Origin of the sequence: Streptomyces sp. NPDC102360, from assembly GCF_044766085.1 — a bacterium.
In the GTDB taxonomy this organism is placed as follows: domain Bacteria; phylum Actinomycetota; class Actinomycetes; order Streptomycetales; family Streptomycetaceae; genus Streptomyces.
In genome coordinates this window covers 270,595-294,108 of record NZ_JBIWLG010000009.1, presented here as the reverse complement: position 1 = coordinate 294,108, position 23,514 = coordinate 270,595, and the positions used below count along the sequence as shown (strand labels likewise).

The 23,514-nt window shown below is 69.5% G+C and carries 24 protein-coding genes; 20 read left to right on the top strand and 4 right to left on the bottom strand.

What is annotated here, in order from left to right; all coding sequences use genetic code 11:
• Positions 1-37 precede the first annotated feature (37 nt).
• Complete coding sequence (locus tag ACIRHA_RS30955) at positions 38-616, top strand: helix-turn-helix domain-containing protein (protein WP_403852702.1); 579 nt, start codon at positions 38-40, stop codon at positions 614-616.
• A 150-nt stretch (positions 617-766) separates the two neighbouring features.
• Here ACIRHA_RS30955 and ACIRHA_RS30950 read toward each other — a convergent pair whose 3' ends face one another.
• Positions 767-970, bottom strand: coding sequence for a cold-shock protein (locus ACIRHA_RS30950; protein ID WP_100836743.1), 204 nt, complete (start codon positions 968-970; stop codon positions 767-769).
• A 292-nt stretch (positions 971-1,262) separates the two neighbouring features.
• Between ACIRHA_RS30950 and ACIRHA_RS30945 the strand changes: the two genes are divergently transcribed.
• The 6 genes from ACIRHA_RS30945 to ACIRHA_RS30920 all read left to right on the top strand — a co-directional run bounded on the left by ACIRHA_RS30945 (position 1,263) and on the right by ACIRHA_RS30920 (position 7,956).
• Positions 1,263-2,135 carry a menaquinone biosynthetic enzyme MqnA/MqnD family protein gene (locus tag ACIRHA_RS30945; RefSeq protein WP_403852700.1) on the top strand — a complete coding sequence of 291 codons (873 nt, stop codon included), beginning with the start codon at positions 1,263-1,265 and terminating at the stop codon, positions 2,133-2,135.
• A gap of 261 nt (positions 2,136-2,396) precedes the next feature.
• On the top strand, positions 2,397-4,034 hold the full coding sequence (locus ACIRHA_RS30940; RefSeq protein WP_403852698.1) for a serine/threonine-protein kinase: 1,638 nt from the start codon (positions 2,397-2,399) through the stop codon (positions 4,032-4,034).
• 32 nt (positions 4,035-4,066) lie between these two features.
• On the top strand, positions 4,067-4,777 hold the full coding sequence (locus ACIRHA_RS30935; RefSeq protein WP_403852696.1) for a prepilin peptidase: 711 nt from the start codon (positions 4,067-4,069) through the stop codon (positions 4,775-4,777).
• A 77-nt stretch (positions 4,778-4,854) separates the two neighbouring features.
• Complete coding sequence (gene mqnC / locus ACIRHA_RS30930; protein WP_403852694.1) at positions 4,855-6,054, top strand: cyclic dehypoxanthinyl futalosine synthase; 1,200 nt, start codon at positions 4,855-4,857, stop codon at positions 6,052-6,054.
• A gap of 7 nt (positions 6,055-6,061) precedes the next feature.
• Positions 6,062-6,658, top strand: coding sequence for an imidazolonepropionase-like domain-containing protein (locus ACIRHA_RS30925; RefSeq protein WP_403852692.1), 597 nt, complete (start codon positions 6,062-6,064; stop codon positions 6,656-6,658).
• A gap of 602 nt (positions 6,659-7,260) precedes the next feature.
• Positions 7,261-7,956: a demethylmenaquinone methyltransferase gene (locus ACIRHA_RS30920; protein WP_403852690.1), complete on the top strand. Its 696-nt coding sequence runs from the start codon at positions 7,261-7,263 to the stop codon at positions 7,954-7,956.
• Between the two features lie 61 nt (positions 7,957-8,017).
• On the opposite strand, the gene ACIRHA_RS30915 is transcribed toward ACIRHA_RS30920, so the two are convergent.
• Positions 8,018-8,320: a PASTA domain-containing protein gene (locus tag ACIRHA_RS30915; protein WP_403852887.1), complete on the bottom strand. Its 303-nt coding sequence runs from the start codon at positions 8,318-8,320 to the stop codon at positions 8,018-8,020.
• 285 nt (positions 8,321-8,605) lie between these two features.
• The gene (locus ACIRHA_RS30910) at positions 8,606-9,109 is read right to left on the bottom strand and encodes a GNAT family N-acetyltransferase (RefSeq protein WP_403852688.1); all 504 of its coding nucleotides are present in this window, start codon (positions 9,107-9,109) and stop codon (positions 8,606-8,608) included.
• A gap of 96 nt (positions 9,110-9,205) precedes the next feature.
• Here ACIRHA_RS30910 and ACIRHA_RS30905 point away from each other — a divergent pair, with 96 nt between their 5' ends.
• Both ACIRHA_RS30905 and ACIRHA_RS30900 read left to right on the top strand, forming a co-directional pair.
• On the top strand, positions 9,206-10,507 hold the full coding sequence (locus ACIRHA_RS30905) for a geranylgeranyl reductase family protein (RefSeq protein WP_403852686.1): 1,302 nt from the start codon (positions 9,206-9,208) through the stop codon (positions 10,505-10,507).
• A gap of 83 nt (positions 10,508-10,590) precedes the next feature.
• A complete protein-coding gene (locus ACIRHA_RS30900) occupies positions 10,591-10,917 on the top strand; it encodes a putative quinol monooxygenase (RefSeq protein ID WP_351341630.1) in 327 nt (108 codons plus the stop codon).
• Positions 10,918-11,110: 193 nt separating this feature from the next.
• On the opposite strand, the gene ACIRHA_RS30895 is transcribed toward ACIRHA_RS30900, so the two are convergent.
• Positions 11,111-11,944 (bottom strand): C40 family peptidase, encoded by an 834-nt coding sequence (locus tag ACIRHA_RS30895; protein ID WP_403852684.1) that lies wholly within the window; start codon positions 11,942-11,944, stop codon positions 11,111-11,113.
• A gap of 711 nt (positions 11,945-12,655) precedes the next feature.
• Between ACIRHA_RS30895 and ACIRHA_RS30890 the strand changes: the two genes are divergently transcribed.
• The 11 genes from ACIRHA_RS30890 to nuoK are packed head-to-tail and all read left to right on the top strand — an operon-like array spanning position 12,656 to position 23,503.
• On the top strand, positions 12,656-13,015 hold the full coding sequence (locus tag ACIRHA_RS30890) for an NADH-quinone oxidoreductase subunit A (RefSeq protein ID WP_266712909.1): 360 nt from the start codon (positions 12,656-12,658) through the stop codon (positions 13,013-13,015).
• 34 nt (positions 13,016-13,049) lie between these two features.
• Positions 13,050-13,604, top strand: a complete 555-nt coding sequence (locus ACIRHA_RS30885) for a NuoB/complex I 20 kDa subunit family protein (protein WP_403852682.1) — start codon at positions 13,050-13,052, stop codon at positions 13,602-13,604.
• Positions 13,601-14,353 (top strand): NADH-quinone oxidoreductase subunit C, encoded by a 753-nt coding sequence (locus tag ACIRHA_RS30880; protein ID WP_403852680.1) that lies wholly within the window; start codon positions 13,601-13,603, stop codon positions 14,351-14,353. The genes ACIRHA_RS30885 and ACIRHA_RS30880 overlap by 4 nt, the downstream gene beginning before the upstream one ends.
• A complete protein-coding gene (locus tag ACIRHA_RS30875) occupies positions 14,353-15,675 on the top strand; it encodes an NADH-quinone oxidoreductase subunit D (protein ID WP_403852678.1) in 1,323 nt (440 codons plus the stop codon). Before ACIRHA_RS30880 ends, ACIRHA_RS30875 begins: the two co-directional genes overlap by 1 nt.
• Positions 15,672-16,532, top strand: a complete 861-nt coding sequence (gene nuoE, locus ACIRHA_RS30870) for an NADH-quinone oxidoreductase subunit NuoE (RefSeq protein ID WP_403852676.1) — start codon at positions 15,672-15,674, stop codon at positions 16,530-16,532. The genes ACIRHA_RS30875 and nuoE overlap by 4 nt, the downstream gene beginning before the upstream one ends.
• On the top strand, positions 16,532-17,899 hold the full coding sequence (gene nuoF, locus ACIRHA_RS30865) for an NADH-quinone oxidoreductase subunit NuoF (protein WP_403852674.1): 1,368 nt from the start codon (positions 16,532-16,534) through the stop codon (positions 17,897-17,899). The genes nuoE and nuoF overlap by 1 nt, the downstream gene beginning before the upstream one ends.
• Complete coding sequence (locus ACIRHA_RS30860; RefSeq protein ID WP_403852672.1) at positions 17,896-20,397, top strand: NADH-quinone oxidoreductase subunit G; 2,502 nt, start codon at positions 17,896-17,898, stop codon at positions 20,395-20,397. Before nuoF ends, ACIRHA_RS30860 begins: the two co-directional genes overlap by 4 nt.
• Positions 20,394-21,767, top strand: a complete 1,374-nt coding sequence (nuoH, locus tag ACIRHA_RS30855) for an NADH-quinone oxidoreductase subunit NuoH (RefSeq protein ID WP_403852670.1) — start codon at positions 20,394-20,396, stop codon at positions 21,765-21,767. Before ACIRHA_RS30860 ends, nuoH begins: the two co-directional genes overlap by 4 nt.
• Positions 21,760-22,383, top strand: a complete 624-nt coding sequence (gene nuoI, locus ACIRHA_RS30850) for an NADH-quinone oxidoreductase subunit NuoI (protein ID WP_403852668.1) — start codon at positions 21,760-21,762, stop codon at positions 22,381-22,383. Before nuoH ends, nuoI begins: the two co-directional genes overlap by 8 nt.
• On the top strand, positions 22,380-23,207 hold the full coding sequence (locus ACIRHA_RS30845; protein ID WP_403852666.1) for an NADH-quinone oxidoreductase subunit J: 828 nt from the start codon (positions 22,380-22,382) through the stop codon (positions 23,205-23,207). The genes nuoI and ACIRHA_RS30845 overlap by 4 nt, the downstream gene beginning before the upstream one ends.
• The gene (nuoK, locus tag ACIRHA_RS30840) at positions 23,204-23,503 is read left to right on the top strand and encodes an NADH-quinone oxidoreductase subunit NuoK (RefSeq protein WP_003974374.1); all 300 of its coding nucleotides are present in this window, start codon (positions 23,204-23,206) and stop codon (positions 23,501-23,503) included. The genes ACIRHA_RS30845 and nuoK overlap by 4 nt, the downstream gene beginning before the upstream one ends.
• The last annotated feature ends 11 nt before the right edge of the window (positions 23,504-23,514 follow it).

Sequence of the window (23,514 nt, the reverse complement as noted above, 5' to 3'; positions counted from 1 at the left end):
CTTGCTGCAGCGAACGATGAACGACGGGAGCCCACGCATGACCGAGCCGACCGGTGAGGGCGCGCCCACCCGCCTCCCCCTCGACCGCATCGCCGCGGCGCTGCGCCGCGAACGTACCCGCGCCGGGCTCTCCCTCTCCGAGCTGGCCAAGCGGGCCGGCATCGCGAAATCCACGCTGTCCCAGCTGGAGGCCGCGCACGGCAAGCCTGGCCTGGAGACCATGTGGGCGCTGAGTGTCGCCCTGGATGTCCCGCCGAGCGTCCTCCTCGACCCGCCGCGCACCGCCGTGCACGTCATCCGCGCGGGCCAGGGTCCGGCCGTCCCCTCCGAAGTGGCCGACTACGCCGCGACGTTGCTCTCCGCGAGCCCGCCCGGTGCCCGCCGCGACCTGTACTTCCTCCAGGTCGAGCCGGGAAGCCCGCGCGACTCGGACGCGCATTCGCCCGGCACCACGGAACACCTGATCGTCGCGACGGGCCGGGTCCTCGCGGGCCCGACGGAGGACCCGGTCGAACTCGCCCCCGGCGACTACCTCTCGTACCCCGGCGACGCGCCCCACACGTGCCGGGCGCTGGAGCCGGGGACCACCTGCGTACTGGTGATGCAACACACGTAGGGCGGCGGCGGGGCCCTTGCTTCCCCACCGACCCGTAGCCGCACTCACGTAGAAAAGGCAGGAGCCCCGCTGCCGTGAGGCGCGGGGCTCCTTGGGTACTGCGCTAGGTTCCGGATCAGATCACGGCAACTACCGTGCGATCGCGAAGGATCAGACGGGGGTGACGTTCTCCGCCTGCGGACCCTTCGGGCCCTGCGTGACGTCGAAGTTCACGGCCTGGTTCTCCTCAAGGGAGCGGAAGCCGCTCGCATTGATCGCGGAGTAGTGGACGAAGACGTCCGGGCCGCCGCCTTCCTGGGCAATGAAGCCAAAGCCCTTTTCAGCGTTGAACCACTTCACGGTTCCGGTAGCCATAAGCCCTCCTATGGGCCAAAGGGTTGCCCTGTTCCAGAACCTGCAAATGCACTTGCGAACAATGCAAAAGTCTGAAAACGACGAGAGCCCGCGGTCACATGCTCCGCAGGCTCTGTACTGCAAGGGAAACCAAACTGCAACTTGCGATGGAGCCTAGCACGCAGGCAGCCGAAAGCAATAGAGGCCAAGATCACGTCACTCGCAGGTTTGACAGGGGCTCCGTGAGGGTTGACCGCGATGTCGTACCTGACCCGGATCACGCACCGTACCGCATGGGGTTTAGTCTCGCGATGTGGACAATTCTCCCGAGACCCTGAAGGCCGCGCGGCGCACTCGTCCGCGAGTGGGCCACATCCAGTTCCTGAACTGCATGCCTCTGTACTGGGGACTTGCCAGGACGGGCTCGCTCCTGGACTTCGAGCTGACGAAGGACACGCCGGAGAAACTGAGCGAGCAGCTGGTGAACGGTGACCTCGACATCGGTCCCATCACCCTCGTCGAGTTCCTCAAGGCGGCCGACGACCTCGTCGCGTTCCCGAATCTCGCCGTGGGCTGCGACGGCCCCGTGATGTCCTGCGTGATCGTCTCGCAGGTCCCCCTCGACCAGCTCGACGGCCGGCGTGTGGCCCTCGGGTCCACCTCCCGTACGTCGGTCAGGCTGGCGCAGCTGCTGCTGGCCGAGCGCTTCGGCGTCCAGCCCGACTACTACACGTGCCCGCCCGACCTGGGGCTGATGATGCAGGACGCGGAAGCGGCCGTGCTCATCGGGGACGCGGCGCTGCGGGCCAATCTGCACGACGCCCCGCGGCTCGGTCTCCAGGTGCACGACCTGGGTGCGCTGTGGAAGGAGTGGACGGGGCTGCCGTTCGTCTTCGCGGTGTGGGCGGCGCGCAAGGAGTACGTGGAGCGCGAGCCGGAGATCACTCAGAAGGTGCACGAGGCATTCCTCGCCTCGCGCGACGTCTCCCTCGAGGAGGTCGCCAAGGTCTCCGAGCAGGCGGCGCGCTGGGAGGTCTTCGACGAGAAGATCCTCGAGGAGTACTTCACGACGCTCGACTTCCGCTTCGGTCCCGCACAACTGGAAGGCGTCACGGAGTTCGCGCGGCGGGTCGGTCCCACGACGGGATTTCCCGCGGATGTCCGGGTCGAGCTGCTGATGTCGTGAATTCCCCCTGAGTGCGCTCGCGGGTCGGCGCACTTCTGCGTTCTCTCCCGGCGCGGGATTCTTGGAACCTGGTACGGGAATTCTGCGTCGGTGGGTGAAGGTGGGTGAATTCGGCATGAATTCACGGTGATCCGCCCGGTGTTCCCGATCTGTTCCCGATGTGTTCCGGATGTGTTCCGCACCTTTCGAGAGGCGTGTGCGCGGACGAGGCGCGGGGCTACGCTGCTGGTGCGTGCGTGCACATTGGGGGAGGTCCGCATCATGCAGCCGCTTCAGGCCGGCGAACCCACGGAGGTGGGGCCCTACCGGTTGCTCGGCAGGATCGGTTCGGGCGGCATGGGCCGGGTGTATCTGGGCCGCAGCGCGGGCGGGCGCACCGTCGCCGTGAAGATCGTGCATCCGCACTTCGCGCTCGACGACGAGTTCCGGGCGCGCTTCAAACGTGAGGTGCGGGCGGCCCGCCGGGTGGGCGGGGCCTGGACGGCGCCGGTGCTCGACGCCGACCCGGACGCCGAGGTGCCGTGGGTGGCGACGGGATACATCGCGGGCCCCTCGCTCACCCAGGCCGCGGGCGAGGGCGCGGGCCTGCCCGAGTATTCGGTACGGGTCCTGGGGGCCGGCCTCGCCGAGGCGCTCGCGGCCGTGCACGGCCTGGGGCTCGTCCACCGCGACGTAAAGCCGTCGAACGTGCTGCTGACCCTGGACGGTCCGCGGCTCATCGACTTCGGCATCGCACGGGCCACCGACGGTACGGCCTCGCTCACCTCCACCGGCGTCTCCATCGGCTCGCCCGGCTACATGTCGCCCGAGCAGATCCTCGGTAAGAGCGTCACGGGCGCCGCGGACGTCTTCTCGCTCGGCGCCGTCCTCGTGTACGCGGCCGTGGGGTCGTCCCCCTTTCCCGGTGACTCCTCGGCCGCGCTGCTCTACAAGGTCGTCCACGAGGAGCCCGAACTGGGCTCGCTGGCCGGGGAACTGCGCGAGGTCGCCGCGGCCTGCCTCGCGAAGGACCCGGCCGCGCGCCCCGCTCCCGAGGAGGTCGCCCGGCGCCTCGCCCCGGACGGCGCGGCGCGTCTCGTGCAGGCGGGGTGGCTGCCGGGGCCGATGGTGGAGGAGGTCTCGCGCGGCGCGGTGCGGCTCCTGGACCTGGAGGGAGCACCCGCCGACGTCCCGCACTCGGGGCCCGTCGGCTTCAGCGCCCCTGCGGTGACCGGGAGTTCGGAACCGGCCGGCGTCTTCGGGCCGCCGGATCCCGCGTACGCGCGCGTGCTCACGCCCCATACGGAGGGGCCGCCTGCCGAGGAGTCGAAGCGGGACGCCGTACCGGGCCGTCTCTCGGTCTCCGTGACGGCGAGCTCGACCCCCGACAAGCCGAACGGGCGGGGGCGCAGGGTGAGTTGTTCGGTGGCGCTCGCTGTGGCGGGCTCGCTGGCGGCGGTGACGGTGGGCGGGGTGGTCCTGTTGAACGTGTTGCCGGGTGACGGCGGCGGCGACCAGGGCAGTGCGAGCGATGCCGGGCCCACCGAGTCCGCCGGGTCGAAGGCGCCGGGCGTACCGCAGTTCTACGTAGGGGCGTGGGACGGGCCCGCGAAGCAGGCGGGGGTCTCCTTCGGCACGTTCCGCGTCGACCTGAAGCAGGCCAGGGCCGGCCAGCGGGTCGGCAAGGTGACGTCGACGGATCCGCTCGGCATCCGGTGCGTCGACGTACTGACCCTGAAGTCCGCCGACGGCAAGGCACTCGTGGCCGCGGGGAAGGCCGCGCCCGGCAATCCGGGCACCTGCGCGAGCGGCACGCACACCGTGCGCCTCAGCCGGGAGGGCAAGTCCCTCACGTACACCTCGCAGTACCCGGCCGCCGGCAATCCGACGGCGGACCTCGACCGGGTCAAGGGCGGCTGAGACGGCGTGGGGGAGACGGGGTGCGGGGAGACGTGGTGCAAGAGGGCCCGCTGATCGCCACCGAGGCCGGTGCGCCGGTCGCGCTGGTCGTGCTCGCCGCTCTGTGGGGCGCGGCCACCGGGCTGCTGTTGCCGCGGCCCGCGCACCGGCTGTCCGTCGAGCCGGGGGAGCCGTGGCGGCCGGGGCGCGGCTGGGCGGGGGCCGGGCCCGGTTCCGTTCGGCTGGCCCTGGTCACCGGCGCCGCCTGCGCGCTGCTCGCCACCACCACAGGCACCCGGCCCGAGCTCGGCGCCTGGCTGCTGCTCGCGCCGCTCGGCGTACTCCTGGCCACCGTCGACTTCGCGGTGCACCGGCTGCCGGACGTGCTCACGCTGCCGCTCGCCGGGCTCACCGTGCTCGCGCTCGGCGGGGCGGCGCTGCTGCCGGAGGCCGGCGGGGCGTGGAGCGGCGCACTGTGGGGCGCGCTCGGACTCGGCGGCGGATATCTGCTGCTTCTGCTCGCCTACCCGAAGGGGATGGGCTTCGGGGACGTGAAGCTGGCGGTGGGGCTCGGGGCGGCGCTCGGCTGGTACGGGTGGGGCGTGCTGTTCCTGGGCGCCTTCGCGGGCGTGCTGTTCAACGGTCTGTACGCGCTGGTCCTGGTGGTCGCGCGGCGGGCCGGGCGGAGGACCGAGATCCCCTTCGGCCCCTTCATGATTCTGGGCGCCCTCGCGGGGGTTCTGCTGGGTGGCCTGGGTGCCTGACGTACGCTGAGATTTCAGCTCAGACTCGTCGAGATTCCAGCTCGGACTCGTCAGAATCCTCGAAAGGGGCTCGCCCGGTGACCGAGAAGGCCGCGCTTCAGTCCGTCCTCGACCGCGCCGCCGACGGTGGGCGGATCACCCCCGAAGAGGCCGTCGCCCTCTACCGCGACGCCCCGCTGCACGCGCTCGGCGCCGCCGCCGACGCGATCCGCCGCCGCAAGTACGCGGGTATCGAGCACATCGCGACGTACATCATCGAGCGGAACATCAACTACACGAACGTGTGCGTCACGGCGTGCAAGTTCTGCGCCTTCTACGCCGCCCCGAAGGACACCAAGAAGGGCTGGTCCCGGGACCTCGACGACATCCTGCGCCGCTGCGCGGAGACGATCGAGCTCGGCGGCACGCAGATCATGTTCCAGGGCGGGCACCACCCGGACTACGGCGTCGAGTACTACGAGGAGCACTTCTCCGCCATCAAGAAGGCGTACCCGCAGCTCGTCATCCACAGCCTGGGGGCTTCGGAGATCGAGCACATGGCGCGGATCTCCAAGGTGTCGGTCGAGGAGGCGATCCAGCGGATCCACACCGCGGGTCTCGACTCCTTCGCGGGTGCCGGCGCGGAGCTCCTTCCGGCCCGTCCGCGCAAGGCTATCGCGCCGCTGAAGGAGTCCGGCGAGCGCTGGCTGGAGATCATGGAGACGGCTCACCGGCTGGGTGTCGAGTCGACGTCCACGATGCTCATGGGCACGGGCGAGACCAACGCCGAGCGCATCGAGCACCTGCGCATGATCCGTGACACGCAGGACAAGACGGGCGGCTTCCGCGCCTTCATCCCGTACACGTACCAGCCGGAGAACAACCACCTGAAGGGCCGCACGCAGGCGACGCTCTTCGAGTACCTCCGGATGATCGCGATCGCCCGGATCTTCCTGGACAACGTCCAGCACATCCAGGGCTCGTGGCTGACGACGGGCAAGGAGGTCGGCCAGCTGTCGCTCCACTACGGCGCCGACGACCTGGGCTCGATCATGCTGGAGGAGAACGTGGTCTCCTCGGCCGGTGCCAAGCACCGTTCCAACCGCATGGAGATCATCGAGCTGATCCGCAAGGCGGGCCGCGTCCCGGCGCAGCGCGCCACGACGTACGAGCACCTCGTCGTGCACGACGACCCGGCGAACGACCCGGTCGACGACCGCGTCAGCTCGCACATCTCGTCGACCGCGATCGACGGCGGGACGGCTCACCCCGAGCTGAAGCTCGTCTCCACCAACTGAGCGCGTCTTGGCGACACTTCACGTCACCGAGGCCGATGGGGCGGCCGTCCTCGTCGAGGGCGAGACGGTCACGGCGCTCGGCTCGTACGAGGAGCTGGCCGAGGCCCACCCTTCGGCGCGGGTGCGGCGCTGGCCCGGCATCCTGACGCCGGGTCTCCTCAACCCGTACGGTCCCGAGATCCTCGAGCACACGTACCACCCGGATCCGCGTGAGGCGGACACGTACGGGACGGTGCCGATCGGTGGGGAGCGGGCGCGGGAGATCTTCCGCGCGGACCCGTCCCGGCTCGGCGCGAGTGCCCGGCGGGGCGTGCAGAGGCTGTTCGCGCACGGGACGGTGGCCTTGGCGGGCGAACTGCGCGCCAAGCCCGTCCTGGAGGTGGCGCAACGCTCGGGGTTGGTCTTCGGCGGCAGGCCCGACCGGCTGCCGGGACCGGTGTCCCTGTCCCCTAAGCCCTTGGTGCTGTTGCCCGGGCTGGTGGTGGGCGGCGCGGCGAGGTTCGCGATCTTCGACGTCACGGACCGCGCCGAACTGGTGGCCAAGGGGGCGGCTACGTGTGTGGCGACGGTGGTCGGTGGGCGGCTGGTGTACCGGCGGCGCTGACACCCGCTGCTGCGCGTGCCGGCCCGGTCCTACGCCACGGGGCTCCGCCCCGGACCCCGCGCCTCAATCGCCGGCGGGGCTGGGAAGGCCTGCTCAATCGCCGCAGGGGCTGGGAAGGCCTGCTCAATCGCCGCAGGGGTTTGATTTTGCCCGCCTGCCCGCAGGCAATCGCCCGGGCGTCCCGCCCATCTCCCACCCACCCGCCCCCTCCGGGGGCGTCGGCCCGCCGGGGTGCCGCACTCCGCCGCCCGTCGCACCCACCCACCCGTTGCGGCCGACGCCGCGCCGCATTGGGCACTCCGCCACCGGCACGGCTCTCACCCGTTGCGGTCGACGCCGCGCCGCTATGGGTAATCCGCCGCCCCCTTGGGCAATCTGGCGCCGGCACGGCTCCCACCCGTTGCGGTCGACCGCCGCCGCCTTGGGCAATCTGCCGCCTTGGGCGGCAGGGTGGGCAAGGCGGCACCACGGTGCGGCGCAACGGGGATGGAGGGCGTGACCTCGTGGCGGCTCACGCGCCGGTGTGGCGCAACACGCAGGGGGCCGGGCGCCGCCCCGCCCCGGCCCCCGGCCCACCGGGCGCCCGGTGCCACAATGGGCGGGTGACCCGTGCATCCCTGGACAAGCAGCCCCACGAAGTCGCCTCGATGTTCGACGACGTGGCGGAGAAGTACGACCTCACCAACGACGTGCTGTCCCTGGGACAGACCCGCCTCTGGCGCAAGGAGGTCGCCAAGGCCGTCGCCGCCCGCCCCGCGCAGAAGGTCCTCGACCTCGCCGCCGGCACCGCCACCTCCTCGCAGCCCTTCGTGCAGGCCGGCGCCTACGTCGTCCCCTGCGACTTCTCCCTCGGCATGCTGCGCGTGGGCAAGCAGCGCCACCCGTGGATGCCGTTCACGGCGGGCGACGGCACGAAACTGCCGTTCAAGGACGACACGTTCGACGCCGTGACCATCTCCTTCGGGCTGCGCAACATCCAGGAGACCGAGGTCGCGCTGAGCGAGATGCACCGCGTCACCAAGCCGGGCGGCCGCGTCGTCATCTGCGAGTTCAGCCACCCGACGTGGGCCCCCTTCCGCACCGTCTACACCGAGTACCTGATGCGCGCCCTGCCGCCGGTCGCCCGCGCGGTGTCCTCGAACCCGGACGCGTACGTCTACCTCGCCGAATCCATCCGCGCCTGGCCCACGCAGCCCGAACTGGCCGCGCTGATGCAGAACGTCGGCTGGCAGCAGGTGGCCTGGCGGGACCTCACCGGCGGCATCGTCACGCTGCACCGGGGCTACAAGAAGGCGTGACCGGGTCCCACGGACACGCACTGCGTCACGGGCACCGACTGCCTCACGGACACCGACCGCCTCACGGGCACCGGCTGAACGACCCGGTGCGTGTGGGCGGCTCGTCCGGTTCGCCGAGCTCCCTGCGCATGCCACCGCCCCGCGGCCCCGGCGCCCGCGGCACCCGCACACCCGCGCCGCCACCGCCCTCGCCCTCACCGAGGTCGAACCACACCGTGACGACGGCGTCCCGCGGCACCTCGACGCCGGGCAGCGGGTACTGGCGCACCACGTACTCCACCACCACCCGGTCGACGTCGTCCCGGTCCGCCGCCACGATCAGCACGCCCTGCTCACGCGCCGCCTGCCGGGCGTCGACCGCCATCAGACCGACGAGCTTCGGCACCGGCACGTCCGGCGGCCCGGCATCCGGAATCTTGGGCGTCTTGGGTGTCTTCACCACAGATGTCACCCCCAGGAGGTACCGGAAGGGTAGCTCCTGGGGTGTGGTGTCCGGAAGGTCCGGTCAGCGCCCCTGCGGACCGGATCAGGGACTCAGGCGGAGGTAGCGCTCTGGAGGGCCGTGCCGCAATTCCTCGCCGGGACAGCGCCCCCTCGGGCCGTATCGGAATTCCTGGACGAGGCAGCGCCCCCGCAAGCCGGGTCCGGGTCAGAGCTCCAGGCGGAAGCAGTGCCCCTGCTTCCCGGTCGGCGTCACGAACGTCTCGGCCAGCTCCATGCCGAGCCGCCGGGTCACCGCGATCGAGCGCTCGTTGCGCGCGTCCACCATCGCGACGACGCTGGGCAGCCCCGCCGCCCGCACCTGATCCAGCGTCAGGCGCGCCGCCGCCGTCGCGTACCCCTGCCCCCAGTACGCCCGCCCGAGCCGCCAGCCGATCTCGATCTCGCCCACCGGGCCCCACGTGCCCGGCCAGGGCTGCGCGCCCGTGAACCCGACGACGTCCCCCGCGCCGTCGGTCATCGTCCACAGGCAGAAACCGTGCTCCGCCTCGTGTCTGCGCTGCCGCGCGGTCAGCTCCTCGTACACGGAGAGCTCCGCCGACGCGCCTCCGTGGAACTCCATGACATCGGGGTGGTCGAACACCCTGTGCCAGGCGAGCGCGTCCTCATGGGTGGGGACGCGCAGATCCACGGCGGGCAGAACTCGACTCATGGGCTGGCCCTTCGGCTGAGTGACGGATGCCGCTGAATAGACTGCCCATGTCCGTGCCGGACGGCACACTGTTTTCGAGCCTGGGGAGAACCCGCCGTGACCGAGCAGCTCAAGCGACTCGCCGACAACGCTGAGCACAGCGCGGACGTGATCGTCGTCGGGGCCGGACCCGCCGGTTCGACGACCGCCTATTACCTCGCCAAGGCCGGCCTCGACGTCCTGTTGCTGGAGAAGACCGCCTTCCCGCGCGAGAAGGTGTGCGGCGACGGCCTCACCCCGCGCGCCACGAAACAGCTCGTCTCCATGGGGATCGACATCTCCGAGGAGGCCGGCTGGCTGCGCAACAAGGGCCTGCGCATCATCGGGGGCGGCGTCCGCCTCCAGCTCGACTGGCCCGACCTCGCCTCGTACCCGGACTACGGCCTGGTCCGCAAGCGCGACGACTTCGACGAGCAGCTCGCGCGGCAGGCCCAGAAGGGCGGCGCCCGCCTGTACGAGCGGTGCAATGTCGGCGCCCCGATCATCGACGAGCGCACGGGCCGCATCACGGGCGTGCACGCGAAGCTGGGCGAGGAGAAGACCCCGGTCACGTTCCACGCCCCGCTGGTGGTCGCGGCCGACGGCAACTCCACGCGGCTCTCGCTCGCGATGGGCCTGCACCGCCGCGAGGACCGCCCCATGGGTGTCGCCGTCCGTACGTACTTCACGTCGCCCCGCCACGACGACGACTACCTGGAGTCCTGGCTGGAGCTGTGGGACCGGCGCGGCGCCGAGGACCGGCTGCTGCCCGGCTACGGCTGGATCTTCGGCATGGGCGACGGCACGTCCAATGTGGGCCTCGGCATCCTCAACTCCTCGAAGGCGTTCAAGGAGTTGGACTGGCGCGAGGTCCTCAAGGCCTGGTGCGCCTCGATGCCGGAGGACTGGGGGTACACCCCGGACAACATGACGATGCCGATCCGCGGCGCCGCCCTCCCCATGGCCTTCAACCGCCAGCCGCACTACACCAAGGGTCTGCTCCTGGTCGGTGACGCGGGCGGCCTGGTCAACCCGTTCAACGGTGAGGGCATCGCGTACGCCATGGAGTCCGGCCAGATCGCGGCCGACGTCATCGTGCAGGCCCACGCGCGTGCCACCGACTCCCAGCGTGAACTGGCCCTCCAGCGCTACCCGAAGGTCCTCAAGGACACCTACGGTGGCTACTACACGATGGGCCGCGCCTTCGTGAAGCTCATCGGCAACCCGAAGGTCATGAAGATCGCGACGCAGCGTGGTCTGACCCACCCGATGCTGATGAAGTTCACGCTGAAGATGCTGGCGAACCTGACGGACCCGACGGGCGGCGACGCGATGGACCGGGTCATCAACGGTCTGACCAAGGTGGCGCCGAAGTCCTGACCCGGCCGCGGCCGCGGCCCCGGCGCCGTGCTGCCCGCAGACCCGGCTTTGCCGGGCCGGGCGGCTCGGGGCAGGGTGGACCCATGATTTTCATCGCCGTGAAGTTCACCGTCCGTCCCGAGCACGCCGACACGTGGCTGGAGAAGACCGCCGCGTTCACCGAGGCCACCCGCGCCGAGGAGGGCAACCTCTTCTACGACTGGTCGCGCAGCGTCGACGACCCGAACCAGTTCGTCATCCTGGAGGGCTTCCGCGACGCCGCCGCGGGCGCCGTGCACGTCAACTCCGACCACTTCAAGGCCGGCATGGAGACCATGGCTCCGCTTATCGCCGCCACCCCGGAGATCATCAACGCCGAGATCCCGAACGAGGGTTGGGGCGAGATGGGCGAGCTCTCCCCGCAGGCCTGAGCCGCAGTTCCTACGCAACGCTGTCCCGGTTTTTCCGGACAAACACCGAAGGCCGCCGCATCCTCTCAGGGGAGCGGCGGCCTTCGGCCTTGCGTGCGGTGAAGCCCTCAAGGGGCCTCAGGCGGCTGTGTGCGGCCTTTGAGTGCCGCGGGGTCCCCAGGGGACCCGGAAGTTCACGGAACCTCGCAGAGGCTCAGAGAACGCGCACCGCGCCGGTCGGCTGGTCGTAGGAGAGCGGCTGCTCGACGACACCGGTGGAGGAGTTCTGCGCGCCGACGAACTTGCCGCCGCCCACGTAGATCGCGACGTGGTAGGCGCTGCCGGAGCCGCCCCAGTAGAGGATGTCGCCGGCCTGCAGGTTGTCCAGGCCGACCTGGGTGCCCTGCGTCGACTGGTCCTGCGAGACGCGCGGCAGGTCGACACCGGCCTGCTTGTACGCGGCCTGCACCAGACCCGAGCAGTCCCACGAGCTGGGGCCCGTGCCACCGGACACGTAGGCGTCGCCGATGTGCGACTTCACGAACGACACGACGGCGGCGGCCGAGCCGCTGGCGGGCGCCGCGACGTCGTCGGAGGACGAGGACGCCGAGGTCGCCTGCAGCGTGGTGCGCTCGCTGGAGCGGGAGGCGGCGGCCTTCTCGGCGGCCTCGCGCTTGGCGGCGGCCTCGGCCTTGGCCTTCGCTTCGGCCTTCTTCTTGGCCTCGGCCTTCTTCTCGGCGGCGACCTGGTCCTTCTTCGCCTGGTCCGCGGCCTTGTCGAAGGCGGCGTCGCGTTCGGCCTGGACCTGGTAGTTGGCCGCGGCCTGCTGGGTGGCGTCCGCGGACTGGGCGACCTGGGAGGAGAGGTCGGTCGTGAGCGTGGGCATCTCGATGGTCTGCGTCACGGGCTCGGCCGCGCTGGCCGAACCCGCCGCACCAGCGATCGCCAGGGTGCTGAGGACGCCACCGGTAACTCCGGCGCGCAGGGCCTTCTTCGAGGCGCTGTTGCGGGGCTTCCGGTGGCTGGGTATGTGAGCGGTGTGGGACATGAGACCAACCGGTATCAGGGCCTCCCCGATCCCTTCAAGAAACGTGTGGTGCGCCACAGTTGTGGAGCAGGGGGGTCGAAACCCGTGCCCGACAGGCTTTATTGACGCCGTAACGGTCAAAGCGGACAGCCCCTCGAACGCCCCTGAGCATGGGTTTTCTGCAATACGCCCGAATTGCCCGACGCTTACCACCCGTTGAGGCAGTTGGCCAAGCCCGGTTTCTGACGGTGTGGTAGGTGCGTGACGCAGGTCACAAGTGGACCCCTAGGGGACGCGATGCACACGCGATGGACACAACTCGCGTCCACTTCCATTCACACCGGTCCCTCCAACGTGTGAACGCCGTCCACTATCAGCCAACCGCGTCCAGCGCCAATTTGCTTGCGGTCTCCACGTCTTGATAGTGAACGCACCTCTCCGACCAGGGGTGACGCGTCAACTTGTCACCACTGGTGATCACTCAGGTGCTTCGCGCGTGAAGATCACCGCTCATCCGACTTCATGATCCTTCGTCAGGTGGTGGAGATCACAAAGTAGTTGGCGCACCCCGTGTCGCAGATCACAGAGTTGCAGGCATAGGATGCGGGGCAAGTTGGGCTTGTGACCCGCTTCACATGTAGGCGATCTTCGACTGTTCGCAGGACGTGGGGGGCGGGGCGCGAGCTCATGCAACCGCCAGCAGTCAGTGCCGACTGAGAGGAGCGAGGAGCGGTGAACGCCTATGCGCCCATCCTCGTACTGGGAGCCCTCGGGGCAGGCTTTGCGATCTTCTCCGTGATCATGGCCTCCCTGACCGGCCCGAAGCGGTACAACCGGGCCAAGCTCGAGGCCTATGAGTGCGGGATCGAGCCCACCCCCACGCCGGCCGGTGGCGGGCGCTTCCCCATCAAGTACTACCTGACGGCGATGCTCTTCATCGTCTTCGACATCGAGATCGTCTTTCTCTACCCCTGGGCCGTCACCTTCGACGCCCTGGGGGTGTTCGGGCTCGTAGAGATGCTGCTCTTCGTGCTCACCGTCTTCGTCGCGTACGCGTACGTATGGCGGCGCGGCGGCCTGGAATGGGACTGAGCCCCGTATAGGGGAGACCAGGAGCCACAGACCAATGGGACTCGAAGAAAAGCTGCCGAGCGGATTCCTGCTGACCACCGTCGAGCAGGCCGCGGGCTGGGTGCGCAAGTCGTCCGTGTTCCCCGCCACGTTCGGTCTCGCCTGCTGCGCCATCGAAATGATGACGACGGGCGCGGGCCGCTACGACCTGGCGCGGTTCGGCATGGAAGTCTTCCGCGGATCACCTCGCCAGGCGGACCTGATGATCGTGGCCGGGCGGGTGAGCCAGAAGATGGCGCCCGTCCTGCGCCAGGTCTACGACCAGATGCCGAACCCCAAGTGGGTCATCTCCATGGGCGTCTGCGCATCCTCCGGCGGGATGTTCAACAACTACGCGATCGTGCAGGGCGTCGACCATGTCATCCCGGTCGACATCTATCTGCCCGGCTGCCCGCCCCGGCCCGAGATGCTGATGGACGCGATTCTCAAGCTCCATCAGAAGATCCAGACCTCCAAGCTCGGCGTGAACGCCGAGGAGGCGGCCCGCGAGGCGGAGGAGGCGGCGCGCAAGGCGCTCCCGACGATCGAGATGAAGGGGCTGCTGCGGTGAGCGACGCGCACAGCGACAAGGGATCGAACGGGGTCAACCCCGAAAAGGACCTCAGCGCCTCCAACCTCCCGGGGCAGCGCGGCGATCAGGGCGAGGAGATCCGCGTCCAGCGCGGCATGTTCGGCGCCAACAACGGCGGTGACACCTCCGGCTACGGCGGCCTCGTCCGCCCGGTCCGGCTGCCCGGCGAATCCTCCCGCCCCTACGGCGGTTGGTTCGACGAGGTGGCGGACGAGCTGGAGGGCGCCCTGGAGGAACAGGGGCTCGTCCCCGAGAACGCCATCGACAAGACGGTCGTCGACCGCGGCGAGCTCACCTTCCACATCGAGCGCGAGCACCTGGTCCGCGTCGCCCGCACCCTGCGCGACGACCCGGCCCTGCGCTTCGAACTGTGCACGGGGGTCTCGGCGGTGCACTACCCGGGGGACAAGGGCCGCGAGCTGCACGCCGTCTACCACCTGCGCTCGATCACCCACAACCGGCTGATCCGCCTCGAGGTCTCCGCGCCCGACGCGGACCCGCACGTCCCGTCGCTGGTCCCGGTGTATCCGACGAACGACTGGCACGAGCGCGAGGCGTACGACTTCTTCGGTCTCGTCTTCGACGGCCACCCCGCGCTGACGCGGATCATGATGCCGGACGACTGGCAGGGCTTCCCGCAGCGCAAGGACTATCCCCTCGGCGGCATCCCCGTCGAGTACAAGGGCGCCCAGATCCCGGCTCCGGACCAGCGGAGGTCGTACTCCTGATGACCACTTCTTCTGCCTCCCCGCGCGAGACCACCGAAGGCACCGTCTACACGGTCACCGGAGGTGACTGGGACGAGGTCGCCCAGGCGGCGGCCAAGTCCGACGACGAGCGCATCATCGTCAACATGGGGCCGCAACACCCGTCCACACACGGGGTGTTGCGTCTGATCCTGGAGATCGACGGCGAGACGGTCACCGAGGCCCGCTGCGGCATCGGCTACCTCCACACCGGCATCGAGAAGAACCTCGAGTACCGCACGTGGACCCAGGGCACCACGTTCGTGACGCGCATGGACTACCTGACGCCGTTCTACAACGAGACGGCGTACTGCCTCGCCGTCGAGAAGCTCCTCGGCATCGAGGACGAGGTCCCGGACCGCGCCAGCATCATCCGCGTGCTCCTCATGGAGCTGAACCGGATGTCCTCGCACCTGGTGGCCATCGCCACCGGCGGCATGGAGCTCGGCGCCACCACGATCATGATCTACGGATTCCGCGATCGTGAACTCGTTCTCGACGTCTTCGAGTTGATCACCGGTCTGCGGATGAACCACGCGTTCATCCGGCCCGGCGGACTCGCCCAGGACCTGCCGCCCGGCGCGGTGGACCAGCTCCGCGAGTTCGTGAAGAAGATGAAGAAGAACCTTCCCGAGTACGACAAGCTCGCCACCGGGAACCCCATCTTCAAGGCCCGCATGCAGGACGTCGGCTACCTCGACCTCGCCGGCTGCATGGCCCTCGGCGCCACAGGACCGGTCCTGCGCTCCGCCGGCCTGCCGCACGACCTGCGCAAGGCGCAGCCGTACTGCGGCTACGAGAACTACGAGTTCGACATCCCGACCGCCGACACCTGCGACTCCTACGGGCGCTTCCTGATCCGCTTGGAGGAGATGCGCCAGTCGCTGCGCATCGTCGAGCAGTGCCTGGACCGCCTGGAGCCGGGTCCGGTCATGGTCGGCGACAAGAAGATCGCCTGGCCCGCCCAACTGGCCCTCGGTCCGGACGGTCTCGGCAACTCGCTCGATCACATCAAGAACATCATGGGCACCTCCATGGAGGCCCTCATCCACCACTTCAAGCTGGTGACCGAGGGCTTCCGCGTCCCGCCGGGACAGACCTACACGGCCGTGGAGTCGCCCAAGGGCGAGCTGGGTGTGCACGCCGTGTCCGACGGCGGCACCCGCCCGTTCAGGGTCCACTACCGCGACCCGTCCTTCACCAACCTTCAGGCCATGGCGGCGATGTGCGAGGGCGGCCAGGTCGCCGACGTCATCGTCGCCGTCGCGTCCATCGACCCCGTGATGGGAGGCGTCGACCGGTGACCACCAGTTCTTCGGAGCAGGGCGTGAGTCTGGGCATGCCACAACTGCCCGCGCCCGCGTACCCGGACGACGTCCGAACCCGCCTGGAGACGGACGCGAAGGAGATCATCTCCCGCTACCCCGGCTCCCGCTCGGCGCTGCTTCCACTGCTGCACCTCGTGCAGTCGGAGGAAGGGCATGTCACGCGCACCGGAATGCAGTTCTGCGCGGACATGCTCGGCCTGACCACCGCCGAGGTCACGGCCGTCGCGACCTTCTACACGATGTACCGCAGGAAGCCGAGCGGCGACTACCAAGTGGGCGTCTGTACCAACACGTTGTGCGCCGTCATGGGTGGCGACGCCATCTTCGAGTCGCTCCAGGAGCACCTCGGCGTCGGCAACAACGGGACGACGGACGACGGCAAGGTCACGCTGGAGCACATCGAGTGCAACGCCGCTTGTGATTTCGCTCCCGTGGTGATGGTCAACTGGGAGTTCTTCGACAACCAGACGCCCGATACCGCCAAGCAGCTGGTCGACGACCTGCGCGCGGGAGCGGAGGTGTCACCCACGCGCGGCGCTCCCTTGTGCACCTTCAAGGAGACCGCGCGCATCCTGGCCGGGTTCCCCGACGAGCGCGCCGGTGCCGTCGAGGCCGGCGGCAGCGCGGGGCCCGCCTCGCTGATCGGGCTCCGCCTGGCGAAGGGCGAGACGGAGCCGGCGCGCGTGGTCCACCCGCGCGGCGAGGGCATCGAGGGCGAACCGGCCCACGACCCGTCGCCCACCGAGCACTTGAGCTCGCACGACGCGCCGCAGGACACGTCGGCCTCCGACCCGCAGCACCCAGCGGGACCGACCGCCGAGGAGGGGGAGTGATGACCTTGGCAGCCGAGATCGACAACAACGACACCAGCCCGGAGAAGCTGCTCTCTCCGGTCCTGTCGGCCTTCTGGGACCAGGACAAGTCCTGGTCTTTGGATGTGTACCGCCGGCACGAGGGATACGAGGGGCTGCGCAAGGCCCTCGCCATGGCACCGGACGACCTGATCGCGTATGTGAAGGACGCGGGGCTCCGCGGGCGTGGTGGCGCCGGGTTCCCGACGGGGATGAAGTGGCAGTTCATCCCGCAGGGAGACGGCAAGCCGCACTATCTAGTTGTCAACGCCGACGAATCGGAGCCGGGGACCTGCAAGGACATCCCGCTCCTCTTCGCGAACCCGCACAGCCTCATCGAGGGCATCGTGATCGCCTGTTACGCGATCCGTTCCGAGCACGCGTTCATCTACCTTCGCGGTGAAGTGGTCCCCGTACTGCGGCGCTTGCACGAGGCCGTGCGCGAGGCCTACGCCGCGGGGTATCTCGGGCAGAACATCCTGGGCAGCGGTCTCAACCTTGAACTCACCGTGCACGCCGGCGCGGGCGCGTACATCTGTGGTGAGGAGACCGCACTCCTGGACTCGCTCGAAGGCCGCCGTGGTCAGCCGCGACTCCGTCCCCCCTTCCCTGCGGTCGCGGGCCTCTACGCCTGCCCCACTGTGGTGAACAACGTCGAGTCCATCGCGTCGGTTCCCGCAATCATCAATCGGGGGAAGGACTGGTTCAAATCGATGGGGAGCGAGAAGTCGCCCGGCTTCACGCTCTACTCGCTCAGCGGCCACGTCGTGAGCCCCGGCCAGTACGAGGCCCCGCTCGGCATCACGCTGCGCCAGCTGCTCGACATGAGCGGCGGCATGCGTCCTGGCCACCGCCTCAAGTTCTGGACCCCGGGCGGCAGTTCGACCCCGATGTTCACCGAGGAACACCTCGACGTGCCCCTCGACTACGAGGGGGTCGGCGCCGCCGGATCGATGCTCGGCACCAAGGCGCTGCAGTGCTTCGACGAGACGACCTGCGTCGTGCGCGCGGTCACGAGGTGGACCGAGTTCTACGCCCACGAGTCCTGCGGCAAGTGCACGCCGTGCCGTGAAGGCACGTACTGGCTCGTGCAGTTGTTGCGCGACATCGAGGCCGGCAAGGGCACCATGTCCGACCTCGACAAGCTGAACGACATCGCCGACAACATCAACGGCAAGTCGTTCTGCGCCCTCGGCGACGGCGCCGCCTCGCCGATCTTCTCCTCGCTCAAGTACTTCCGCGAGGAGTACGAGCAGCACATCACGGGCAAGGCCTGCCCCTTCGACCCGGCCATGTCCACGCTCTGGGCCGGCCGGGGCGACAAGCACCGCACGGAGGTGAACGCGTGACCGTCACGACCAACGCTCCCTCCGGGGGCGGCGAGGCGGCTGTTCCGCCCGAGGACCTCGTCTCCCTCACCATCGACGGCATCGAGATCAGCGTCCCCAAGGGGACCCTGGTCATCCGTGCCGCCGAGATGCTCGGCATCGAGATCCCGCGCTTCTGCGACCACCCGCTGCTCGACCCGGCGGGCGCCTGTCGGCAGTGCATCGTGGAGGTGGAGGGCCAGCGCAAGCCGATGGCGTCCTGCACCATCACCTGCACCGACGGCATGGTGGTCAAGAGCCAGCTCTCCTCCCCGGTCGCCGAGAAGGCGCAGAAGGGGGTCATGGAGCTGCTGCTCATCAACCACCCCCTCGACTGTCCGGTCTGCGACAAGGGCGGCGAGTGCCCGCTGCAGAACCAGGCCATGTCGCACGGCCAGGCCGACTCGCGTTTCGAGGGCAAGAAGCGCACCTACGAGAAGCCGGTCCCGATCTCGAAGCAGGTGCTGCTCGACCGCGAGCGGTGCGTGCTGTGCGCCCGCTGCACCCGGTTCTCCAACCAGATCGCGGGCGACCCGATGATCGAGCTGATCGAGCGCGGCGCGCTCCAGCAGGTCGGCACGGGTGAGGGCGACCCCTTCGAGTCGTACTTCTCCGGGAACACGATCCAGATCTGCCCGGTCGGCGCGCTGACCTCGGCGGCGTACCGATTCCGCTCCCGCCCCTTCGACCTCGTGTCGTCGCCGAGCGTGTGCGAGCACTGCGCGGGCGGCTGCGCGACCCGCACCGACCACCGGCGCGGCAAGGTCATGCGCCGCCTCGCGGCCAACGACCCCGAGGTCAACGAGGAGTGGATCTGCGACAAGGGCCGCTTCGGCTTCCGCTACGCGCAGAGGCCCGACCGGCTCACCCACCCCCTCGTACGGGACGCGGAGAGCGGTGAACTGCGGCCCGCTTCCTGGCCGGAGGCGCTGGAGACCGCCGCGCGCGGGCTCGCCGCCGCCCGCGGCCGGACCGGTGTGCTCACCGGTGGCCGCCTCACCGTCGAGGACGCGTACGCGTACAGCAAGTTCGCGCGCATCGCCCTCGACACGAACGACATCGACTTCCGCGCGCGCGTGCACAGCAGCGAGGAGGCCGACTTCCTGGCGGCACGTGTCGCCGGTCGTGGCCGCGATCTGGACGGCAGCGGGGTCACGTACACCAAGCTGGAGAAGGCTCCGGCCGTGCTCCTGGTCGGGTTCGAGTCGGAGGAGGAGGCGCCCGGCGTCTTCCTCAAGCTCCGCAAGGCTTGGCGGGGACACGGACAGAAGGTCTATTCGCTCTCTACGTATGCGACGCGCGGCCTGGAGAAGGCGGGTGGCACGCTGCTGCCGGCCGCTCCCGGTACCGAGCCCGAGTGGCTGGACGCGTTGGCCTCGGGGGTCGGCCTCGAGGGCGGGGGAGCGGACGCCGCGCAGGCGCTGCGCGGCGAAGGCGCCGTGATCGTCGTCGGCGAGCGGGTCGCGGCCGTGGCGGGCGGTCTCACCGCCGCGGTACGGGCCGCGTCCGCGACCGGGGCCGAGCTGGTGTGGGTTCCGCGCCGGGCCGGTGAGCGCGGCGCCGTCGAGGCGGGCGCGCTGCCCTCGCTGCTGCCGGGCGGCAGGCCCGCGACCGACCCGCGCGCGCGGGACCAGGTCGCCGCCGCCTGGGGCGTGGCCGAGCTGCCGCACCGCTTCGGGCGGGACACCGGGCAGATCGTGGAGGCCGCGGCCACCGGTGAACTGGGGGCTCTTGTGGTGGCCGGGGTCGAGGTCGCCGACCTGCCGTCCCCGGCACGCGCGCGTGAAGCCCTTCACGCGGTGGGTTTCCTGATCTCCCTGGAGCAGCGGCCCAGCGAGGCCACCGACCACGCCGACGTCGTTCTTCCGGTGGCCGCGGTCGCCGAGAAGGCGGGCACGTTCCTCAACTGGGAGGGCCGCGCCCGGATGTTCGAGGCCGCGCTGAAGCCCGACCAGATGACGCGGCGCGTCGCGCCCACGGACGCGCGCGTGCTGCAGATGGTGGCGGACGCCATGGACGTTCACCTGGGGCTGCCCGATCTGCGGTCGCTGCGCGGCGAGTTGGACCGGCTCGGCAACTGGGACGGACCGCACGCGACCGAGCCTCTGGAGACGACAGGTCAGCTGCCGCGCCCCTCCTCCGGAGAGGCCGTCCTCGCAGGACACCGACTGCTGCTCGACCAGGGCCGCCTCCAGGAGGGCGACGACGCGCTCGCCGGGACCCGGCACGCCGCCCACGCGCGCGTGTCCGCCACGACCGCCGCGGAGGCGGGCGTGAAGGACGGCGACGTACTGACGGTCACCGGGGCGCTGGGCAGCGTCGCGTTCCCGCTCCAGGTCACCGAGATGCCCGACCGCGTCGTGTGGCTGCCGCTCAACTCCGAGGGCGGCGGCGTCGCTTCGGACACGGGGGCCGTCCCCGGTGACCTGGTGAAGATCGGCCCGGCCGTCGCCGCCGGAGCCCCGGAGGTGCAGTCATGAACCCACTCGCGTTGGAAGACCTGTCGATGTTCGGCCGCGACCCCTGGTGGCTCGTCGTCGTCAAGGCGGTCTTCTGCTTCGCCTTCCTGATGGTGACCGTGCTGTTCTCCATCGTGTGGGAGCGCAAGGTCGTCGCCTGGATGCAGCTGCGCATCGGTCCGAACCGGCACGGCCCCTGGGGCATGCTCCAGTCGCTCGCCGACGGCATCAAGCTGATGCTCAAGGAAGACGTGATCGTCAAGCGTGCGGACAAGGTGGTCTACATCCTTGCGCCGGTCATCGCCGCGATCCCCGCCTTCATGGCGATCGCCGTGATCCCGTTCGGCCCCGCGGGCAACGAGGTCTCGATCTTCGGCCACCGCACGACGATGCAGCTCACCGACCTGCCGATCGCGATGCTCTACATCCTCGCGGTCGCCTCCGTCGGCATCTACGGCATCGTCCTCGCGGGCTGGTCGTCCGGGTCGACGTACCCCCTGCTCGGCGGATTGCGTTCCTGCGCGCAGATGATCTCGTACGAGATCGCGATGGGCGCGGCCTTCGCCTCGGTGTTCCTCTACTCGGGCTCGATGTCGACGTCGGAGATCGTCGCCCAGCAGCACGACCGCTGGTACATCGTGCTGCTGCCGGTCTCGTTCCTGATCTACATCGTGACGATGGTCGGCGAGACGAACCGCGCGCCGTTCGACATGCCGGAGTCCGAGGGCGACCTCGTCGGCGGCTTCAACACCGAGTACTCGTCCATCAAGTTCGCGATGTTCATGCTCGCCGAGTACGTGAACATGGTGACGGTCTCGGCGGTGTCCGTGACGCTCTTCCTGGGCGGCTGGCGCGCACCGTGGCCGGTCTCCACGTTCTGGGAGGGCGCGAACCACGGCTGGTGGCCGATGCTCTGGTTCGTCATCAAGGTCCAGCTGCTGCTGTTCTTCTTCATCTGGCTGCGCGGAACGCTGCCTCGTGTCCGCTACGACCAGCTGATGAAGCTCGGCTGGAAGGTCCTCATTCCGGTCTCCGTGGTGTGGCTGATGCTGGTGGCGACCGTGCGGACGCTGCGCAACGAGAACTACGACTTCGCCTCCATCGCCCTGTACGTCGGCGCCGCGATCCTTGTGATCCTGCTCCTGTCGTTCGTCGTGGACATCTTCCGCGACCGCGGGGCCAAGCAGCGGGAGGCCGCCGAAGAGCCCGCCGCCTTCGACCCGATGGCGGGCGGATTCCCCGTGCCGCCGTTGCCAGGACAGACGTCGCCACCCGTGCCGCGCAGGCGTTCCCGCCGGGAGCGGGAGCTGATTGTCAGTGGTGGCCCCGATACTCAGAGTGACGAGTCGCTCGGCGGATCTCACGAAGGAAAGGAGGCGTCCGATGGCTGAAGAGACCAACTCCGGCCAGGGGAAGGACACCGAGCCGGGGTTCCAGAATCCCGTCGCCGGCTTCGGTGTGACCTTCAAGGCCATGTTCAAGAAGCGGCTGACCGAGCAGTACCCGGAGGAACCGAAGACCACTGCTCCCCGCTTCCACGGCAGGCACCAGCTCAACCGCCATCCGGACGGCCTGGAGAAGTGCATCGGCTGCGAGTTGTGCGCCTGGGCCTGCCCGGCGGACGCGATCTACGTGGAGGGCGCGGACAACACGGAGGAGGAGCGCTACTCGCCGGGTGAGCGCTACGGCCGCGTCTATCAGATCAACTACGCCCGCTGCATTCTGTGCGGACTGTGCATCGAGGCGTGCCCCACGCGCGCGCTGACGATGACGAACGAGTTCGAGCTGGCCGACAGCAGCCGCGCCAACCTCATCTACACCAAGGAGCAGCTGCTCGCCGGGCTCGACGAGGGCATGGTCGACAGCCCGCACTCGATCTTCCCCGGCACGGACGAGCAGGACTACTACCGGGGTCTCGTCACCGAGGCGGCGCCCGGCACGGAGCGCCAAGTGGCCCTCTCCAAGGGCGAGAAGCCCTCTGAGGACGCAGAGGAGGCGGACGTATGAGCGCGCAGCTCGCCGCCTCCGTTACCTCCACTGGTGAGGCCTTCCAGTTCTGGATCCTCGGCACGGTCGCCGTCATCGGCGCCCTGTGCACGATCCTGATGAAGAAGGCCGTGCACAGCGCCCTGTGCCTGGCCGGCACCATGATCATCCTGGCGATCTTCTACCTGGCCAACGGGGCGTACTTCCTGGGCATCGTGCAGATCGTCGTCTACACGGGCGCGATCATGATGCTGTTCCTCTTCGTGGTGATGCTCGTCGGCGTCACCGCCGCCGACTCCCTGACCGAGACCATCAAGGGGCAGCGCTGGCTCGCCGCCCTGTGCGGGCTCGGCTTCGGGGTGCTGCTCATCGCGGGGATCGGCCAGGCCTCGCTGACGCAGTTCAACGGACTCGGCAAGGCGAACGCCGGGGGGAACGTGGAGGGCCTCGCGTCCCTCATCTTCACCAAGTACGTCTTCGCCTTCGAGATCACCGGCGCCCTGCTGATCACGGCCACCGTCGGCGCGATGGTGCTCACGCACCGCGAGCGCACCGAACGGGCCAAGACGCAGCGCGAGTTGGCGGAGGAGCGGGTGCGCGAGGGCAAGCACCTCCCGCCGCTGCCCGCCCCGGGTGTCTACGCCCGGCACAACGCGGTGGACATCGCGGGCCTGCTGCCCGACGGCACCCCGTCGGAGCTCACGGTCATGCAGACGCTGCGCGAACGCGGTCAGATCCGGGATGTCTCCGGTGAGGCGATGAGTGATCTGAAGGCTCTGGAGCAGCGGTCGTCCGACCGCCTGGAGCGCTCGGACCACGACCGGGCCGAGGAGGCGTCGAAGTGAATCCGGTCAACTACCTGTATCTCGCCGCCCTGTTGTTCACGATCGGCGCCACCGGCGTGCTCATCAGGCGGAACGCGATCGTCGTGTTCATGTGCATCGAGCTGATGCTGAACGCGTGCAACCTCGCGTTCGTCGCGTTCTCCCGGATGCACGGCAATCTCGACGGCCAGATCATCGCGTTCTTCACGATGGTCGTCGCCGCCGCGGAGGTCGTGGTCGGGCTCGCGATCATCGTGTCGCTGTTCCGTTCCCGCCACTCGGCCTCGGTCGACGACGCCAGCCTGATGAAGCTGTAAGGGGTCGCTGA

What these genes read in the sequence shown, in the direction of transcription:
- ACIRHA_RS30955 (WP_403852702.1), top strand. Translation starts at nt 38, where the DNA reads ATGACCGAGCCGACCGGTGAGGGCGCGCCCACCCGCCTCCCCCTCGAC.
- ACIRHA_RS30950 (WP_100836743.1), bottom strand. Translation starts at nt 970, where the DNA reads ATGGCTACCGGAACCGTGAAGTGGTTCAACGCTGAAAAGGGCTTTGGC.
- ACIRHA_RS30940 (WP_403852698.1), top strand. Translation starts at nt 2,397, where the DNA reads ATGCAGCCGCTTCAGGCCGGCGAACCCACGGAGGTGGGGCCCTACCGG.
- ACIRHA_RS30915 (WP_403852887.1), bottom strand. Translation starts at nt 8,320, where the DNA reads ATGGCGGTCGACGCCCGGCAGGCGGCGCGTGAGCAGGGCGTGCTGATC.
- ACIRHA_RS30910 (WP_403852688.1), bottom strand. Translation starts at nt 9,109, where the DNA reads ATGAGTCGAGTTCTGCCCGCCGTGGATCTGCGCGTCCCCACCCATGAG.
- ACIRHA_RS30900 (WP_351341630.1), top strand. Translation starts at nt 10,591, where the DNA reads ATGATTTTCATCGCCGTGAAGTTCACCGTCCGTCCCGAGCACGCCGAC.
- ACIRHA_RS30895 (WP_403852684.1), bottom strand. Translation starts at nt 11,944, where the DNA reads ATGTCCCACACCGCTCACATACCCAGCCACCGGAAGCCCCGCAACAGC.
- ACIRHA_RS30885 (WP_403852682.1), top strand. Translation starts at nt 13,050, where the DNA reads ATGGGACTCGAAGAAAAGCTGCCGAGCGGATTCCTGCTGACCACCGTC.
- ACIRHA_RS30875 (WP_403852678.1), top strand. Translation starts at nt 14,353, where the DNA reads ATGACCACTTCTTCTGCCTCCCCGCGCGAGACCACCGAAGGCACCGTC.
- nuoF (WP_403852674.1), top strand. Translation starts at nt 16,532, where the DNA reads ATGACCTTGGCAGCCGAGATCGACAACAACGACACCAGCCCGGAGAAG.
- nuoH (WP_403852670.1), top strand. Translation starts at nt 20,394, where the DNA reads ATGAACCCACTCGCGTTGGAAGACCTGTCGATGTTCGGCCGCGACCCC.
- nuoI (WP_403852668.1), top strand. Translation starts at nt 21,760, where the DNA reads ATGGCTGAAGAGACCAACTCCGGCCAGGGGAAGGACACCGAGCCGGGG.
- ACIRHA_RS30845 (WP_403852666.1), top strand. Translation starts at nt 22,380, where the DNA reads ATGAGCGCGCAGCTCGCCGCCTCCGTTACCTCCACTGGTGAGGCCTTC.